Origin of the sequence: Escherichia sp. E1130, assembly GCF_005781065.1 — a bacterium.
Lineage (GTDB): Bacteria > Pseudomonadota > Gammaproteobacteria > Enterobacterales > Enterobacteriaceae > Escherichia.
In genome coordinates this window covers 112,359-129,577 of sequence record NZ_VATL01000016.1, presented here as the reverse complement: position 1 = coordinate 129,577, position 17,219 = coordinate 112,359, and the positions used below count along the sequence as shown (strand labels likewise).

Below are 17,219 nucleotides of genomic sequence, written 5' to 3'. Positions count from 1 at the left end.
GTTTCGATAATGGCTGCCGGAGGTGCCTATCCTATAAACAACTCCTTAACTTCACTTCGAGATGCTCACAGCAAATTTTCTATACCTTGCTTGCACTGGTATGCTGCGTTCAGTATGGTTCAATAACGCAGCGAATCTGAAGCTATATGATCTTTACCTGCGTCCGGGGAGGAAAATACCTCCCTGTAAGTGACAATCAACCCCATAATCAGGGAGAATATTTATGACCTGTTTGCAGGCTTTTTTTCAGACGCCGGGCACCCGCAGCTTTATCCCACTAGCCATAATGCGATTGGCTCTCGGAGTGTTCTTCTTCGCCTCGGGCTTTAACAAAGTATTTGTGCCAGAAAACCAGGACATGATGCTGGAAACCATTACCGATGCAGGTATCCCTTTCCCGGTATTTATGGCGTTCTTTGTCGCTGGGTGTGAAACGCTGTTCGGACTCCTGATGGCGGCAGGATTCCTGACGCGCCTGAGCGCACTGGTTCTGATGATAATCAGTCTGGTAGCGCTGTTTACCGTCGGCCTACACCATATTCCTGCGAACCTTAATTTGCTTACATGGTACAGTTGGCTGTTTTACCTGCCCGAATCTGCCTATATCGTGATTTCCCTGCTGCTGGTTGTGCAAGGAGGCGGCCCGCTGAGCGTTGACCGTCCTGTTGCCCAACATCTTGCCCTATGGGGACCTTCTCTCCGCCCTAATTGAGCAGTTCCGTTTTTCTGGAACTGCTCATCAGAATGCCTCCGAGAAACCCTGGCCTTCAGGCCGGGGAGCTGTCACCAAAAATCAACGCAGGAATTGCAACGCTGATTGCTGAGGCCTAAACAAAATGTGGAAAATCGCGGCTGCTATTGAGAGTAGTTAAATGAATATTGATATTTTAAAGGAATGTATTCGGGTGGAGGTTATTGGACGTGATCACAAATTTTCATGGCGTAAGGCTCTGACAAGAACACGACATAACCGAAGAAAGTATTTCATGTTCTGGTGGCGTGTTGCATGTTATTTATATGCTAAAGGCGGCTTTAAACGACGCTTTGCTCGTCGAATTGAGGAAAAACTACACCGCCAATATGATGTCGAAATTCCCCTGACAGTCACTATTGGACCAGGCCTTAATCTTGCTCACCTATCTGGCATAGCCATCACTGAAAACTGTATCATTGGTAAAAATTTACACATTAAACAAGGTGTCACAATTGGCCTACGAACCCCAGCAGCACAAGCCTTAATACAGATTGGAGATAAAGTTGATATTGGGTGTAATTCTTCGATTCTAGGCGGAAAAATTACCATCGGTGATAACGTCACTGTTGGAGCGCATGCTCTGGTAACTAAGTCAATTCCTCCTGACTCTGTTTACATCAATCAAATTACCCCCTTAATTAAGCAAAAATGCAGGGCGCTATAAGCGCCCTGCATTACATTTTCGGCGGAGCGGGCCAGTCCATATTCGGGGCTTTACTTGTATCAACCCGGTTAAGGTGGATTAGGTATTTTTTCCACTTCAGTAAAAGAGTTGTTTCTTCTTCCATGGCCTCCCCTAAATCTACAGCATATTGCAACGGCGTAATTGCAACATTAGCAATAGCCATCAAGCCCGCCTTTTCACTTTCGGCCTTAGTGATTAACTCATCTTTCGAGAGTTTTCGGGATGCGATATTCTTTCCATCAAAGACCCACTCCCCCAATACGTTAATACCTTCCGGCAATGAGTCAACATCAACAACACTCAGCCCTACGGGATAGAATCGTGATGGCTCACTACCATAAAAACGAATAATTCCATTGCTATCAAAAGCGATAGCAAAATCTTTTTTAAATGTTGGCAATGATTTGAACCAGTCTTTGCCATCTTCATCAATGAAATACTGGATGCCATCTCCATTAAATAACTCATCTGGAAAATATCGTTTAAGATTATTCAGCCGCATTTTTAACCCTCAATTGTTGCCCAGACGCCATTACGAAAAACTTGCAGTGGCCTGTAAAGTGCAACACCTACCTGAGTTGCTTCGTTACCATTACCGCCAGTAAGAAAACATCCGGCTGGCGCCTCAACTAACGCCCCATCCATCGTCATACTTCCCTGCGCCCCACGCATAACTCCGCTAATAAAATTGCCCGACACCCAATCCTGACGCGCGAGATAAACAATATTGCCAGAACTTGCATTTCTCATGTAAGGTAGTGACTCATTATTTGAGTCAAACCCTGCATAACTCACACCATCACGCATGATGTATCGTTCGTCGAAATTCGCGAAGCTACCTGGCCGTACCTGTCCTTGAAATGATAAATTACTTCCAGTATCAAAATAAAACCCAGCACCCTGCCCATTATCACCGATGATATGGATAACCGCCTGCCCAAAATCGGCTGTACCACTACGCAAAATGCCAAAGCTAACAGCAGATCCATACCCATAAAAATCGGTTTGAGAAACACCCTTACATATAGGGAGGTAATAGGAGTTATCTCTAGGGGTTGTGAATGCTGAAGGTATGAAAAATGGCGCTGTTCCATCTGTATACTGGTTTGTAAAACCCCCGCTTCCTTGCCACATTTGAGATTTCGTTGCATAATATTGTGCGTTGTTTAAATAATCAACACTACCGCCTTTAGTGGTCAGGTTCATGTCCCAACCAGAAAACAAACCGTTTGAAATGCTCGCACCGGCAATTTGTCCGAGAGAGTTAACTGCAATTAACGTTCTGTAATTTTCATCTTCATGTACAGTAACAATGATATCAAACCACACGCCATCCCATGCTGGGACATTGGTATATTGTGCCAAAGCATCGCAATGATAAGAAACCCCTCTCGCTGTTTTAAAAAATTCAGCCAGGTTAGTGCCATCAGGGACATTTATAGCCCTGCCTAACCCATAATCACCAACCCGCAATACACGCTCAGGGGTCGTATCCTCGTGAGAAATGGTGACATCATGAAATGCCGCCGTCCCAAGTCCTGCATAAATCGCCCCAGGATTTGCCACACTAAAAAACGTCCTGGTGTTGTCCAAAAGGCACACCAGCGCCACATCCTTCAGGATATCATTCGCCGCCAGTTGCGCTTTATTCCCCTTATACAGCGGAAACGTACCGAGGACTCTGCCACCCATTGTTAGCTGCAAAGTGGCAGCACCGGTATTGTTCTGAGAGGGATAGACAACGATAGGCGTTTTCAGCACCCAATCCACAGAACCGTTGAGGAAAAAGGTTGTTGGCAGCTCAAGTGTCAGAGCATTAGCAGAGCCCCCGGCTGTGCCCGATGTATAGAAACCACTTTGGACCTCTGCAACCTGGACGAAGCCATTTTCCGAGCCACGAGTGGCAAAGTTGGCTATCACATCTTTTAACGCCCATCCCTTCGCAACCGTGCCTTCCTGCCCACGAATAACCGTTAAATTATCACCACTCACCGCGGTCAAATGACAGATTTCGAATGCAGTTTCGCCAGAGTCTGTCAGCGTAATCTTTGCGTAATTTTTCAACGTAGTCGATTTGTTGCTGAAATCGGAAGTGAGCAGCGCCGCGAACATTGCCCCTCCACCAGGTAGAACAGGGATGGTTGTCTGGCTTGATGTAATATCGGATGCCAGAGCAGAAACCACGTTATTACCAAATCCCAATATCATTTTTTCACCATTCTTAGTGACAGGAAATTAAACAGAGAAATCGACAGTGAAGCTGTAAATAAACGGCAGCTTTACGATCCCCTGCTCTATTGCCTCTTTCAGAAAAACCCCGACGCTGTCAGTTGAATCAGGAAGGATAATCACGAATACACCGTTGTTCGGAACGACAGAAATATCAAAGGTGTTAGTTACGGGAGGATCAATGCCATTCGGACCACAGAGAAAGCGTGCGATGCGCCTTTTCAACCAGTCCAGATTGAACTGAAAACCGTCGGCTTTATAAAAATTCCAGGTCAGGATCCGCTTGAAGTAATCATCGACTACATAGGTCGTCGCGCCTGGCACGAAGTTTTTCATCCCGGCATAGGGGATCGTGTTGTAGTCAATGGTGTTATAAGCCCCCTTAGCTATCGCTTCCTGAGATACCTGCAATAACGGGCGTGTCTCTCCGTAAATGCCCAAAGCAATCCAGTCGAGAAGATCCCCGGTGATAGCCGGTGACGTCCAGCACGGAAGATTTAACGAATTCAGATAATCCAGATAACCCTGGACGATTTTGTTGTAGGCCTGGAAAAAGGCCACGATGTTCGGGTCATCGTTGTACTGCGTGTACGGATACGCCGGAATAATCGTTTCAAGAGGTGCTGCCATATTGCTTAACCTGAATTTTATCAGCGGAAGTGGAGAAATAGGCGTAAGTGTCACCGTATACCAGGCTTGAATCAGCCGACGGCGGGACAATCACCCCATTAATACCGATCTGGATGTCAATCATCGAAATAAGCGATGCAGGCACCAGGCCCTGTACTGACGTCAGGAAAATATCCTGAATCTGGAAAATATTGATAGGCTCACCGACGGCAATCGCATTGATATAGTCAGCAATATTTTGCTGAACGGCCTTCGCAATTCCCGTTGGGTCAATATAAGTGGTGGATACAGTATTCCAGGTGATCAGCGCGGAGGCATTCTGTGAAGAGGGAACCACCATCGGCACCTGATAAGTATCGGGATAAACCGTGATCGGAATTGTTTTTTTCTCGACGGGCGAGCCGGACGGGTTGGAAACGTCATTCGTCAAAACTGAAATGTCCGGTACCGCTTTATAGATGGCGTAAGCCACCTCATACGGATCACCACCACCCACAACGGCTACCCACGCGCCCAAAGCAGCCTGCCGATACGAGATCAGATTCTCCTGCACGCCATAGACGTTCTTCAGCTCGATTCGGTAACAATCGGGCGTTCCCTGCACGCCGTACATTCCCGCCTGAAAGACCTGCGATCGATATGATGCAAAGGTTTGTTCCTGCGCGCCGGGCAGCCCGTCTGTAAGATTCGTGCAGGTGATGGCTATGCCATCCGGCAACGAGGTTTTGATCTGATTGACTGAACCCGCAGGGACAGCCCAGGTTCCCTCCGTCGTCGCCAGGCAATACACCGGCTCTGTCTGGCCACTGCTGGGGATCATCGTATCGCGCTGTACGGAATAGGTGTAAGTACCGTCACCGATGATGAACCCTTTCGGGATGGCAAAGCCCGGCGGCCCGGAAAACACGTCATAAACCGACGTATTTGTTCCCTGCCCTTTCTGCACGCCGTACATCCCGCCGAGCTGCGCCAGAAGGTGCACGTTCGCCGCATACGGGCTGCAGGAGTTAATCAAATCAACCCGGGCCTGATCCACGACAACCAGCGCACCGACGCTGGTGCTCACCATGTCTTCGACCAGTGAACCCGGTAAGTCTGTCGTAATGCCCGGGGAGAGCTGCGTTGCGGTATCAATGACCATCTGGCGCAGCGCATCCGTCGTCTGCGGTACCGGGCCAGCAATATCATAATTAACGGGTAAATCGCTCATACGTATACCTGTGTGACAATTTTAGAACCAGAGTTTGTGATCGCTGAGATGTTGTATACGGGCGGGTCAGATTCCATCAGCGCTATCTGGAGAGAGGAGAAATACGGGCTGAACTGCTGCTGGAGCCGGTTAACATAAAATGTCGGCAGGATCTGCTGAATCACTGAGCCATTCGCCGGAATACCGTGGTTAGCAAAAAAGGGGGATTCCTGCGGCGCCAGCTTCAAATTCTGCACCAGGGTAGTGAGCCAGACCGCATCGTTGTAGCCATTTTCATCGGTAGTGACCGTAACCCAGTTACCCGCTCCATCCCGGCCATAAGTTCTCATTCAGTAATACTCCCGTCGAATTGTGACGTCGGCCCTCCGGTATTATTCCCGTCGTTGCCGTTGCTGTGCTGATGTGAATTAAGCCACTGCAGCAGCTGCTGCCAGCCCTCATGCATAATTTGTGGGCTGGTGCTGGCGGCGCTGTCCTTCAGCGTTCCGCTCTGGCCTGTCAGCGACCACATGCCTTCAGTCAGCGTTAACACCGTTCCGCCGACCGTTACCTGAAACTGCGAAGGCGTGGCGATCGTGATGCTCTGCGGCGTGAGCAGAAACGTCGTCTTGCTGGCTGAATCCCGAAGCGTGATCCCCTCCGGCCCGTAAAGCGTCAGCACGTTGTAATCGACGTCCTGCCATTCGGTGTTGCTGATCGGCAGGAACACCAGCGCGCTGAGGTTTGCAGGCGGCGTGAGGTCAGCCGTTCCCCCGCCGAGGCCGCTGGCGCCGCCCAGGTAGGTATCAGCGGGGATCACAATCCCTTTACTGCCTTTGCGCATGGGATAGCGAATGTACTCCGGGCCAAACAGCGGTATCGTGATTTGTGGCAGCACATAGGGTATGTCGCGCAGGAGGAAAGAGACGGTGATCATGTGGCCGGAACGCGCCACTACGCTCGCCGGTAACACCTTGCCCGCCATTTGCATGGCATCGGCAATCTTCTGGTCGGCAAAGCTATGCATATTGCCGCCAAAATTCAGTTTTTTATTCAGGCTCATTGTGCGGCTATTCCTCCGGTTGGATGGGCCTCCAGCACCGTTACCCAGCTGTTTGCATCGGGCTGCCTGCTGTTTCCCAGTAACCGGACCGAAGACACCAGAAAATCGCCCGTAAATGCGGAGTCGTCGCGGAACTGCGAATAAGAAGAAGCCTGGATCATCGGGCGCAGCTTCTTCGGCATCCGGATGTAATCGCCCACCTGGATATCGCTGCGCATCACGCAGGGAATGCTGACGGTGCCAAACTGCACCCATGTCGGCTGCCCCACCAGGTCTTTGAAATCAATCTGGACAGGTTTTTTATTCCGGTATGACGCGCTTTTTTTCGAGTCTTTATCCTGGTGATTATCGAAATCGTTGTCGAAAACCCGGATTTCTTTGCCGTTGACCATCGTGATTTCGACGCCGGAGTAATTCGCGTCCCGGATGATGCCTTTACTCAGCGATTTCAGTTTTGACGCAAGTTCAGTAAGGCTTCCACAGAACATATTGCTGTCGAAGTTATTGATCAGCCGATCGCTGACGCTAATCGAGAAACGATATCCACCGCCCATATTCTGGAAACACTGCGTCAGGGCAACAGAGAGCTTAATTCCCTTGTTCCAGGGCACGGTTAAATTGATGGGCGCCAGCGGTGCAGGATTTACACTGGACACGGCCCCGGCGGTAACAATGAGATCCATCCGTAACTCTGTTCCCTGCCAGTTCCCCAGCACCTGCCAGATTGTTCCATCAAGCACCAGGCCACTCTGAGCAGGATTAGCTAGCGGCAATCCCTTCGACATGCCCACCCACATTTTGATGGACTTGCCGAACATATCCTGACGGGCCTGCTGCATTTCCTGAGGGCTGATACCCCACACCGTAATGCTGCTTTGTCCCTGTGGCGTCGATTCACCAAACCGCAGCAAATCGAATTCGACCATCAGGCTGCCGGGATTGTAGACGCCATTTTTCAGGCTACTGTAGCGCCGGTATAACGCGCCCGGGTTGCCGCTGGCATCAGCGGCGTTGAAAATCTGGATATCATAAAAGCGCATCAGTTGATTACCTCGATCTGCCCGCTGGAAATGCGCCACACCATTTTTGTCGAGCTGAATACCCCCAACAGCAGATTTATATCGAAATCGTCAGGTGAGCCGACGATGGGCATGGTCAGCTGCCTCGCGCCGGAGTTATCAGTAATATTGAGGTACCAGCGCTGGCCGGCAATATTCCACTTTGTCTGGCAGTTGTAGACCTCGCCATCGAGGATCGGCGTAAAGGCCATACTTTTTTGCTCGTTTCCGGAGAAGGGATAAAGCGCAGTGCTCATAGGTTGAATGTCCCGCTGAGTTTGCCGATTAAGCCAATAATGGCCCCGGAAACACTACTACCGAGCGACGTGTTGCCGATCGCTGAAACCGTGCTTGTCCAGGCGCTTTCCGTGGCTTTATCGCCGTTGTCAATTTTGCTCAAATAATTGTTGGTGGCCTGCTCTGCGCTGGTTTCAGTTATGAGGGGCTGCTCAAACTCCCACAGCCATTGTCGCTGCGGCAGCGGCTCATTCGAGCCGGTCACATCGCGGACGGTGCGCAGTATGCAGTTGCTGTAAATCAGGCTGGGCGTTGCGACCGTGAACGTTCCGCCCAGGTTGGCATGAGCCTGCAGGACCATCTGCAGCGCACTCAGCGTGACCAGCTTTGTCATCGCGCCGGTGTTTTCATTCACAGGTGCATCCATCAGCATCGGAACGCGTAGCGGCTGAGACAGTAAAGCGTTTGCGGCGACCGCCTGGTTCGCAAAGGGATAGCGGCCAATGTCATAATCGACCATCGTTCCGCCCTGGGCGACCTTCCAGTGACAAAAATACTTGTCCATGTCGGTGAGCTCGATTGCACCGCCCAGCAGCCCGGTCACGTAGCTGGCGCTCTGCGTGAGAGCCACAACAGGCAGCATGCCGCCGGGAATACTCTGCGCCACACCATCACAAAGGATCACCGGCGAGATTTCAAAGCCGAGTTTGTAGAGTTCGCGGGTGAACGCCATCAGCTGTAACCTCCGAGTTGAGTGCTTGAAACAATCGCGTTTCCGCCTGTGTTGTTGAATATCTGAATAACTTTCTCCTCGCTGACACGCGAGCCCGCCCCCTCTTTCACCGACATGGCCGAAATCAGCTTCGCCAGCAGCTTCGGATCCCCCAGGTTCAAACTTTCGTGCTCACTGCGGCCGGTCGCTTTCACAACGTGCTGAATATAAGCCTGGGTGTTGTTCTCGTTCGGGGGAGCCCACTTACCGACAATATCGTGAATGTTGTTGATACCCCGGGAGCCGTAGAGTTGCAGCTGTTTTGCCGCGGCAAGAACGCCCTCATCCAGCGTCGGGAAAACAGCAAATTTGCCGCTTTTGGTATTGGCCGTTTCGTACCCGCTAGCCGCGCGCAGGTTGGCCGGGTTGTTGAACCGGTCCGCAATCGTCCGGCCTTTCGCATTCACATCGGCCTGCTGTGGATCAACAGGCGTGACCTTGCCACTCGAGAAGAAATGGCGTACTCCCTTCAGCCATCCCCAAACGCGAGGGTCGTCGTCGCTCCCGGGCACATAACTTTTCCCAGTGCCGGGGTCCCTCACTGGCTTGTCAGACAAAATGGATGAGTGTGATTTGACGTCATCAACGGTGATTTTCGACTTGCCGGTTACCCAGTCGATAACCTTGCCGATCATGCGGCCCATCCGTTCAACACCGGACATAAACGCTTCAACGTCGGTTTTGAATTCAGGCGAAGCGAGATAGTTGCCGAACCGCTGAATGCCACTTGATAAACCGTCGATCCATTTCCCCAGCTCAGGAGATTTCAGAACGGTTTCGATAGCGCCGGAAAACGCATCGGAGAGTTTTCCAAGCTGTGGCGCCAGTGGCGCGAGGCCTTTAATAAACGTGTTCTCAACGCTGGTTTTGCTTCGGTCGAGCTGAATATTGAAATCCTGCCACTGCCGCAGCTGCGCATCCGAGATCTGGAGCTTTTGCGCGTCAACCTGAGCCTGCTTCGTCATGGCGTTGATTTCGGCATCGCTCATTTTTTTGAAGCGGTTCAGGTCGTCCAGGCTGAAATAGTTCGTCAGCCCGTAGGCCTCGGCCCCCTGCTGCGAACTGCCACTACGAACAAACGCATCACGCGCGCCGCGTATGAGCTGTGGCAGCATTTTGGCCGGGTCCTGATCGGCGTTATCGATACCCAGCGCCTTAAACTGCCAGCGTTTGCTCAGGTCCATCTGTGCATCGCGGATGGCCCCGAGCGTGCCGGTTGGGTTGCCCAAAATCTTCTGATAATTAATCGCGGCTGAATTCAGACCGCCCGCCGTGGTACCGAGCCCCATCGCGGTAAAGCGCTGCGCGGATGCCGAACCGGAAAGACGATTCAGGCCCCACAGACTGCCCGCGCCCGCCAGCCCGGAGAACAGCCCAAGAACGGAGCCCCACGAAAGCAAACTTGTCGTCGCATTCTTGATGTGCCCGGCGAGCGATTTCGCATCCTTGCTGGCTTGTTTCAGGAATTTGCCCGCGCCGCCGGATTTTTTGTTGAGCTCCGACTGGGTTTTATTAGCCTTTTCCAGATTGCCATTAAGCCGGTCGAGGCCATCATTCAGCGACGCTATCGACGCGACACCATCGTTGAACGCTTTGGTTACGGCCTCGGTGAGCCCGCGGGCTTTTTCCGTTTCTTTGGTCGTGTCGCCCATGCCCTGGGCAATGCCGCGCCACTGATCCGGAAGCTCCTCGAGGGCTTTTTGATACTCTCCAAATTTTTCAAGAAACGACTGAAATTTCTCGTCCTGCACATCAATTTCAACAACGGATTTAGCTGCCATTGAAATAGCCCCTCTGCCTTATTTCTTCCAGAATGAAGCGCTCCCGGAAATGCAGGGGGCTTTTGTAATCCCCCCAGTCATTTTCCCGGCATAGATCCCGGAAGCCTTCGTTTGATGCCCACGTCAGGAGGGTATGTGCGATAGTTCCGGCTGGGCTTCCGGGATCGGGGTATCGGTATCCGTTTTCGACGTCGGTAAAGAATCGCGATACGCCATAACGTTCAATGAGACGAGTTGCCCACTGTACATTTCGAGCGATTTTCCCATCGTTCCCGAGAGCAGATCCGCTTTTTGAATGGCAGAGCTCACCATAAAAAAAACCACCTCGCCTTCAACTTCCCGGTATTCATCGGGGGTGATAATTCCCCCCTTGAATGCCGCCGCCAGGGGAACCGATTTCCACACACCGTCATCTTTCCAGATAACGGTGGTCAGCCGCTCGATATCATCCATCAGCGTCGGCGTGCCATCCGGCATAGCCCCATTATCCTGCTGTGACTTGAGGACTTTTCGCAGCATCATGGCGGCCACGCGCGGTGCGCCGACGGTGCCGACCATCGTGAAAAAGTTATTGAACAGATTTCCCAGCAGAACGCAGTTTTCCTCTACTACCTCATACGGGAAAGGCGTGACGTGCAGATAAACCAGAGAGCCATCATCGCGCGTGATGGTGCTGACAAAATTCAGTTTGCGGTCAATTTTCACAGCAATTAGCCCCACATCTTATCGTTCGTTGTCAGATAGCCGGAAATGGTCACGACATAACCCGGGTCCATGCCGTTCATCGGGATCTCATTAAAGCTGACGAGATAGCAGTTCAGGACGGTGTAGTTTCCGAAGGTGGTCGCATCCGGCGTGACAACAACCTCACCGAGAGAAGTATCGGAAGCGAAACGCTGCTGGTAGCTGGCTGCCAGCCCCTGCGTTTTCAGCAGATGCACGGTCAGCGTAACCTGCTGATAGGGAGCCTGGCTGCCGACGGTTCCCGTCAGCGTGGGGAGAATATCGGTCGCGTTCGAATCCGGCCGCATGCTGATCGCATCCTTGCCCAGATAGGATGCCGTGACGTTCAGAGCCGGAAGATCGGTAATAGTCACCGATCCCCGGACGCGGTTAAGAAAGCCCTGAGGGACTAATGGATTTGGCATTGATTACGCCCCCACAAAATTGGTTACGTTGAGATTAAACGTGATGGATTCAAAGCCGCGACGAGGCGTTACAACGGCGCTCAGGCCGTTATATTTCCCGTCGGCGTAATCGGACTGATTCAGGCTGGTGTAATCAGCGAACGGCACAGCATTGATAACTGCATTCCCCGCATACGTGCCTTTCTCGTACTCTTCGTTAAAGTCTGTCTGTGTGAGCTGCGCATCAATCACCTGCCCCAGAATCAGGCCGTAACTGATACCTGAGCGGAGCGTTTTCAGGCTGCGGCGCTGGAGACGTCCGATGCCGGGCTGATCGTAATAAAGCGGGTTAACGGTGGTGTTAGAGCCGTTGATAATCTCGTTCGCAATATCGATTTCAAGATTGAGTGCGCACCAGGCCACTGAGTACCAGTAGTTAAACGGGTTGCCGTCGAGCATATGCCCGGCCACCAGCATTTTATTGCTCAGCCCACCTTCCGCTGCCGTGCCGATGTAGTTGATATTGCTGTCCTGCAGCGTCTTCAGCAGCGTGCCATTACCCGCTGGCGGATACTCTGTCACGCCATACATGAAGCGGAACGCCATCGGCGGAACCATATTTGAAGAGCCAGGATCGTTAACCAGAGACGACTGGAACGGCGCAGCCATAGAAAACTCAGTTTCGCCAATGGCCGAAGCCTCAACCCCCGCAAAAACATTCGGGTATTTTCCTGATACCCAGTCCGCATAGGTCGAAATGGTGGTGGTGACGAAAAATTTCACCAGCGATCCCGGCGAAGTGTAGTTATTGGCGAGCGTCTTAAACGTCGGTTCAGCATCCCACTCGCGCGGCACCAGATAGGAGAAGAATTTCTGATACGTATTGCCCAGCGCGATATCTTCATCAATGAAGGTGCTCAGCGCGGCCACCGCCGATTTCACACTCAGGTCGCCCAGCTCCAGCACATAAACAGCCCGGCTTGAGCCCTGCGCCCAGAACGTGGTATTCATCTGCGCCGTTTCGCCCGCGGCGACGGTCGCAACCGTCCCCATGGTAGTCGCGGCCCCCGGGTCGTCGCTCAGTGGGTAGGTGAACTCCGTGGCGCTGGTTGCGGTGACGGTGAACGCACCGTTGTACGCTTCCGGTTGAGCATCGGAGATAACAACCGGTACCGTATCACCTGTTGTCCAGCCGTGCGCCTCATCAAGGGTTACGGTAACCACACCTGAATCCCATTCCATCGCTGAAATAGTCGCCGCCGGTGTAGCGATCGTCTTCAGGTCGTCTTTTGACGTCAGCAGCTGGAAACTCCCCGGCGTCAGGGTGGTTCCTCCTGTTGAAACCAGCGCGCCGGACTTCAGCAAATTTGTCGGCTTAGGCGGATTCGTCACCGAGATATTAATGTTAACAATTGCCATTTAGCTATTTCTCCACGTAAATGGACGGGATTGCAGACGTGATCAGCTGGCGGGCGATATTCCTCATCCGCTGCTGGTAGTAATTGATTTTGAATTTGATGGTTTTTCTCATCGCAAGAATATTCAGCTCGTTCTGAGAAACCCGGTTGTCTTCGATAACAGGGATATTGTTGATCCCCATTTCCGCGCCATCCGCCAGGGTGTACTGATGCACCATAAGCAAAAAATCCATAGCATCGGAATTTCTCAGGCCGGTGATAGAAACTGTCACATCCTCGGAGACGAGCTGCCACTGGCTTGAGGTATCATCGATATACGCACCTGAAGCAATGCCCGCCGGGGCCGAACATTTCACTGTCGCATAAGGCGGTGACAGGTTCTGCTCAGAGAGCATCGCCGGGAACATCGGCATGATTTTGTTTAAGGACAACCAGATCGGCAGCGAACTGGAAACCACCACATCATCCAGATCGATATCATCCGGCGAGCTGATAATCTGTGAGAGCATATGCGGGTAAATCGCGTTGCCGGTGTAGTGGTAGATATTGGCGGGCTCATTGAGGCCAGAGCGCCGGGAAAAGGCAAACTTAATGCCGTAGAACTCGCCGATATAAAGCACCTCTGAACCGATATCGTTGAAAGGATCGATATCCGACTGCGCGGTGAACGTGACAACGTTTTTATCGTACAACTGCTCCTCGTCCTGAATGCTCTCCGTCGTCAGGTGAAGGTAGCCTTTGACATCTTTGATATCCGGCTCGCTGCCGGGATTCTCTGCCAGAATCGACGCCTTCACCCAGAAAACAAAGCCATCCAGAGGCAGAACTTTCCGGATGTACTTTGTGAACGTCACCGATGCAGATCGGCTTATATCTTCCAGCCCCTGAACCAGCGAAGCATTTAGCTCCGTTTTGGCCTGAGACAACTCACTTAGGGAAGGCATTCAGCACCCCGCTTACCCATGCGCGCATCGACGCCTGAAACATGCCGGTATCGATGAAAGAGGGACGTGGCTCCCCTTTCTTGTTTTTAAATCGCTTACTGATCCCCTCAAGCGCGCGAGCAGTCGGCACACCTTCTGTGCCGTTCATCTCTGCGTTATCGAGGAAAGCAACAAAGAGGTGATGTACCTGTGACATGGATTCGGCAAAGGGATCCGCAGGCAGCGGCGCGCCAGCCAACATAGTTTCCAGTCCCGCCGCGAGGTCATTACTCATCATCAGCGCAATTTCCTCGCTGTGACGATCGAAGAACGTCTGCATGATCCGGTATTTTCCCTCAAGAATTTCGGCCACATCGCCGGTGGTCGTATTCTCGTTTTCATAGGGAATGTCCATCACGCCCAGGTGAAGTTTCACGTCAGCCCCCACAGATCGCCGTACTGCTGCGCAATTGCCAGATACCATCGACCATAAGGGTCCTTAAGTTGTTGCAGGTCAGCAAGCGAGAGATTTTTCAGTGCGTCACTCACTACCCGCGTCTGGCTGGTTGACTCGTCAGAGGAAGCGCTGATAACACCAGCAGTAAAATTGTTGATGCCCAGTTTCTCGCGCACCGGACCGAAGACAGACTCAGGACCGAAGTTAATCAGAAAGGAAGCCGCGAGGTTATAAACAGCCTGTGAATACAGAACCGGACTGATGCAGGCGATCTGCCTGTTCACCCAGTCCAGCGACATTGACCAGGTAAGATTAATGGCCGGATCGTCATCAGGTAACGCGTATGCATTAATCCCCATCGTATTACGAATAAACTGGATAAATCCGGCCAGTTCAGGCATGGCGTCCCTCGCTTATTTTTTCTTTTTGGATCCCGTACTCACAGCCAGCGTCTCATCGACAAACGCTGTTTCGTCACGGTCATCGGTGGCGCTCAGTCGCTGCTCTGCACTGACCTCAAGCTCACCGAGATAGCCGTTTTCCTGCTCGGTGAGAGCGTTATTTGTTGCCAGCACGGATGCCTGACGGCGATCGTGTGCCGCTCGGTTCAGGTGGCTGTCGTTATCCCGCATGGCTTTTTCAATGACTTTCGATGCGACAGGTTTATCTACGCTGTAACACAGCCCGATATATATGCGGTTCTGGTCGATTTTTGTCGCATCAATCAGGCCGTAATCGGCGTGCTGCTGAATAATGAGGTCGATTTCGGCGCGGGTGCCATCGATGACAACAGCCTGAGAACCCGCATTAATCGGGTGATACACAAGGCGTCCGGTCTCCGGCTTGCGATAGGCGAAATCGTGGCGCTGTTTGGTGGTATTGGCGATGTACAGTTTCATGTTTACTCCTGGATAAAAAAATCCCCGCGAACCTTCCGGATCGCAGGGAAATCAGCGAGGGAACTTAATAATTAATCGCTGTATTTCATCGAAATGATGGTCAGCGCCTCAGGGCGAAGCACCCAGCCAGAGGTGGATCGCAGTTCGGACAGCACATCAATGGCCCCGCCCGCGATCGGCGTTGGAATTTCACGCGGTGCCGCCATGTCGCACAACATCAGTGATGTGGCTTCCAGTGAAGGGCTAAGTTTGGCGAATTCGTTGGTGTTAATTTTCGCGTTAACCTCAGGGCGCTCAACTTCCGGCATGGCGATGATGATCGCATCCGTACCATTAGCCCCGGCGCCAATCAGCGTATCGTCATAGCCCCATTCAATTTCGCAATCTGCCTCATCTGAGACACCGTTGACGGTACCTTTCACCGTTGAAGTACCACCGCCCGGACGCTGGTAGCTGGTCAACTGAACGATCTGCTGCATTTCCATCGTACCCAGCGTGCGCTGAGGACCGAGGATAACCATGCGTGACGCCCGCCCCATTTGCATGGTACGGGTACGGATCGCCTGAATCTGCGCCAGCAGAAACACTGCCATTTCGCCATGATCGTAAGTAAGTACGGTAGTGTTCCCGCCGCTGTCTGCCGGCAGGCTGATAGTGGTTGCGCCGTTGGTATTCAGAACGCCCTCACCACCAGCCGGGTTCATGCCATAGAGCAGCGCGTTACGCATTTGCTGGAAAATAGCCTGTCGGGTACCAAGTCGCTGGGCTTCAGGGAGTGCAATCCCCCAGTTCCCTGCTGCAGCCATATCGTGATGATCGTAAATGGCGCGCGCGCGGAACATATACGTTGGCGTGCTGACCATTCGCGCATCCAGTGCAACAGAGGGTAACTGGTTGGCATTCCCTGACTGGCTGGAGGTTACCTGAGTGCGAATATCCAGGCGTTTCATATAAACGTACTGGTCGCCGTCTGACAGGCGAACCAGCGGGTTACCGCTGGCCATGACAGAAAATGCGCCGGACGCCTGCTGATACGACAGGATCATTTCCGGCATGATGTACGACGGGTTTACAATTTGATAAGCGGGTGTAATAGCTGGCATCTCTTAGCCTCTCCTGATTACAGCAGAATTACCGCAGCGTTTCCGCTGTCGTTCCAGGTAGCAAAGCCCGTCGCCGCATCGTAAGAAACGGTTTTGCTGTTACCCATCTGCATTTCGATGATTTTTACCGGAAGGGCGACATCCTGCACTGTTACCGCACCTACGGTACCCTGAGTGGTCGCATTGCCTGCAGGCACTGAAACCGGCGTAAAGGTGAAAGTTGTCGCCGACGGCACGCTGAGCACCTGAACGGTACCGTTGTAAGTAACCGGAGCCGCACCAGAAATCGCGACATATGCGCCCACTTTCAGTCCATGAGCGCTGTCGGTCGTCGCTGTTGCATATCCAGCCGCATTCGCGGTGGGTGCGGTCCATGTGATAGCTGTTGTAGCCACATCAGCCGCCGCAGTGCTGAATACATCCAGACAATCCTCAGCAAAATTCCACACCAGCGGCTGATTAACGGAGATCCCCGCGCTGGCCAGTGAGATAACAGCATCGGAAGCTTTAACCGGAACACGCATCCCCGAACCCAGGCGATAAAAAGAAACGCTCATATTGCTGAGGTAAAGCGGTACCGGTGATTGCGGAGTGGTCAGGCCGTTATGTGCCTGATTGAAAACTGTGAATCCCACCAGCTGAGTAAGTGTGCCTGCCCGCTTGATGATACTGCTACGCGGAGCAGACGAAGCGCCGGGAACCAGTTCATTTACAGCCAGACCGCCCCACATTGGTTTAACTTCATCGCTGGCAACAGTACCGGATGCCAGCGCATAACGCGCCGCCGGATCGTCCAGCGCCACACCCTGAATAAGACCATCAGACTTGACGTAAAAAGTACCGCGGGCGTTAGTGGTCTGCATTGGATTTACTGTCAAAACGCTCGACATGTTG

General features: G+C 52.3%; 21 protein-coding genes. 2 read left to right on the top strand and 19 right to left on the bottom strand.

The annotated features are described in order from the left end of the window. The first annotated feature begins 223 nt into the window (after positions 1 to 223). Both FEK66_RS16000 and FEK66_RS15995 read left to right on the top strand, forming a co-directional pair. Positions 224 to 712: a DoxX family protein gene (locus FEK66_RS16000; protein ID WP_135493508.1), complete on the top strand. Its 489-nt coding sequence runs from the start codon at positions 224 to 226 to the stop codon at positions 710 to 712. Positions 713 to 872: 160 nt separating this feature from the next. Next, positions 873 to 1,418 (top strand): serine acetyltransferase, encoded by a 546-nt coding sequence (locus FEK66_RS15995; RefSeq protein ID WP_135493507.1) that lies wholly within the window; start codon positions 873 to 875, stop codon positions 1,416 to 1,418. 10 nt (positions 1,419 to 1,428) lie between these two features. Here the strand turns inward: FEK66_RS15995 and FEK66_RS15990 are convergent, their stop codons facing one another. The 19 genes from FEK66_RS15990 to FEK66_RS15900 all read right to left on the bottom strand — a co-directional run bounded on the left by FEK66_RS15990 (position 1,429) and on the right by FEK66_RS15900 (position 17,215). Further along, positions 1,429 to 1,941 (bottom strand): tail fiber assembly protein, encoded by a 513-nt coding sequence (locus FEK66_RS15990; RefSeq protein ID WP_135493506.1) that lies wholly within the window; start codon positions 1,939 to 1,941, stop codon positions 1,429 to 1,431. Positions 1,942 to 1,943: 2 nt separating this feature from the next. Further along, positions 1,944 to 3,647, bottom strand: coding sequence for a phage tail protein (locus FEK66_RS26010; protein WP_240783243.1), 1,704 nt, complete (start codon positions 3,645 to 3,647; stop codon positions 1,944 to 1,946). A gap of 27 nt (positions 3,648 to 3,674) precedes the next feature. Further along, positions 3,675 to 4,298: a hypothetical protein gene (locus FEK66_RS15980; RefSeq protein ID WP_138211498.1), complete on the bottom strand. Its 624-nt coding sequence runs from the start codon at positions 4,296 to 4,298 to the stop codon at positions 3,675 to 3,677. Further along, positions 4,282 to 5,508, bottom strand: coding sequence for a baseplate J/gp47 family protein (locus FEK66_RS26005; protein ID WP_240782894.1), 1,227 nt, complete (start codon positions 5,506 to 5,508; stop codon positions 4,282 to 4,284). The genes FEK66_RS15980 and FEK66_RS26005 overlap by 17 nt, the downstream gene beginning before the upstream one ends. Continuing rightward, on the bottom strand, positions 5,505 to 5,837 hold the full coding sequence (locus FEK66_RS15970; RefSeq protein WP_135493665.1) for a hypothetical protein: 333 nt from the start codon (positions 5,835 to 5,837) through the stop codon (positions 5,505 to 5,507). Before FEK66_RS15970 ends, FEK66_RS26005 begins: the two co-directional genes overlap by 4 nt. Beyond that, entirely contained in the window at positions 5,834 to 6,550 is a 717-nt protein-coding gene (locus FEK66_RS15965) for a hypothetical protein (RefSeq protein ID WP_135493664.1), read from the bottom strand. Before FEK66_RS15965 ends, FEK66_RS15970 begins: the two co-directional genes overlap by 4 nt. Further along, on the bottom strand, positions 6,547 to 7,590 hold the full coding sequence (locus tag FEK66_RS15960) for a hypothetical protein (RefSeq protein WP_135493663.1): 1,044 nt from the start codon (positions 7,588 to 7,590) through the stop codon (positions 6,547 to 6,549). The genes FEK66_RS15965 and FEK66_RS15960 overlap by 4 nt, the downstream gene beginning before the upstream one ends. After that, complete coding sequence (locus FEK66_RS15955; protein WP_135493662.1) at positions 7,590 to 7,865, bottom strand: hypothetical protein; 276 nt, start codon at positions 7,863 to 7,865, stop codon at positions 7,590 to 7,592. The genes FEK66_RS15960 and FEK66_RS15955 overlap by 1 nt, the downstream gene beginning before the upstream one ends. Further along, on the bottom strand, positions 7,862 to 8,578 hold the full coding sequence (locus FEK66_RS15950; RefSeq protein WP_135493661.1) for a hypothetical protein: 717 nt from the start codon (positions 8,576 to 8,578) through the stop codon (positions 7,862 to 7,864). Before FEK66_RS15950 ends, FEK66_RS15955 begins: the two co-directional genes overlap by 4 nt. Further along, the gene (locus FEK66_RS15945) at positions 8,578 to 10,398 is read right to left on the bottom strand and encodes a hypothetical protein (RefSeq protein WP_135493660.1); all 1,821 of its coding nucleotides are present in this window, start codon (positions 10,396 to 10,398) and stop codon (positions 8,578 to 8,580) included. The genes FEK66_RS15950 and FEK66_RS15945 overlap by 1 nt, the downstream gene beginning before the upstream one ends. 123 nt (positions 10,399 to 10,521) lie before the next feature. Continuing rightward, the gene (locus FEK66_RS15940; RefSeq protein WP_135493669.1) at positions 10,522 to 11,109 is read right to left on the bottom strand and encodes a hypothetical protein; all 588 of its coding nucleotides are present in this window, start codon (positions 11,107 to 11,109) and stop codon (positions 10,522 to 10,524) included. Continuing rightward, positions 11,109 to 11,546 (bottom strand): hypothetical protein, encoded by a 438-nt coding sequence (locus FEK66_RS15935; protein ID WP_135493659.1) that lies wholly within the window; start codon positions 11,544 to 11,546, stop codon positions 11,109 to 11,111. Before FEK66_RS15935 ends, FEK66_RS15940 begins: the two co-directional genes overlap by 1 nt. A 3-nt stretch (positions 11,547 to 11,549) precedes the next feature. Next, positions 11,550 to 12,944 carry a hypothetical protein gene (locus FEK66_RS15930; protein ID WP_135493658.1) on the bottom strand — a complete coding sequence of 465 codons (1,395 nt, stop codon included), beginning with the start codon at positions 12,942 to 12,944 and terminating at the stop codon, positions 11,550 to 11,552. A 4-nt stretch (positions 12,945 to 12,948) separates the two neighbouring features. After that, complete coding sequence (locus tag FEK66_RS15925) at positions 12,949 to 13,887, bottom strand: hypothetical protein (protein ID WP_135493657.1); 939 nt, start codon at positions 13,885 to 13,887, stop codon at positions 12,949 to 12,951. Further along, complete coding sequence (locus FEK66_RS15920) at positions 13,871 to 14,350, bottom strand: hypothetical protein (protein WP_135493656.1); 480 nt, start codon at positions 14,348 to 14,350, stop codon at positions 13,871 to 13,873. Before FEK66_RS15920 ends, FEK66_RS15925 begins: the two co-directional genes overlap by 17 nt. Beyond that, positions 14,299 to 14,724, bottom strand: coding sequence for a hypothetical protein (locus tag FEK66_RS15915; protein ID WP_135493655.1), 426 nt, complete (start codon positions 14,722 to 14,724; stop codon positions 14,299 to 14,301). Before FEK66_RS15915 ends, FEK66_RS15920 begins: the two co-directional genes overlap by 52 nt. Positions 14,725 to 14,736: 12 nt before the next feature. Continuing rightward, positions 14,737 to 15,222, bottom strand: coding sequence for a hypothetical protein (locus tag FEK66_RS15910; protein WP_135493654.1), 486 nt, complete (start codon positions 15,220 to 15,222; stop codon positions 14,737 to 14,739). Between the two features lie 71 nt (positions 15,223 to 15,293). Beyond that, on the bottom strand, positions 15,294 to 16,325 hold the full coding sequence (locus tag FEK66_RS15905) for a major capsid family protein (protein ID WP_135493653.1): 1,032 nt from the start codon (positions 16,323 to 16,325) through the stop codon (positions 15,294 to 15,296). 17 nt (positions 16,326 to 16,342) lie between these two features. Beyond that, positions 16,343 to 17,215: a hypothetical protein gene (locus tag FEK66_RS15900; RefSeq protein ID WP_135493652.1), complete on the bottom strand. Its 873-nt coding sequence runs from the start codon at positions 17,213 to 17,215 to the stop codon at positions 16,343 to 16,345. Between the last annotated feature and the right edge of the window lie 4 nt (positions 17,216 to 17,219).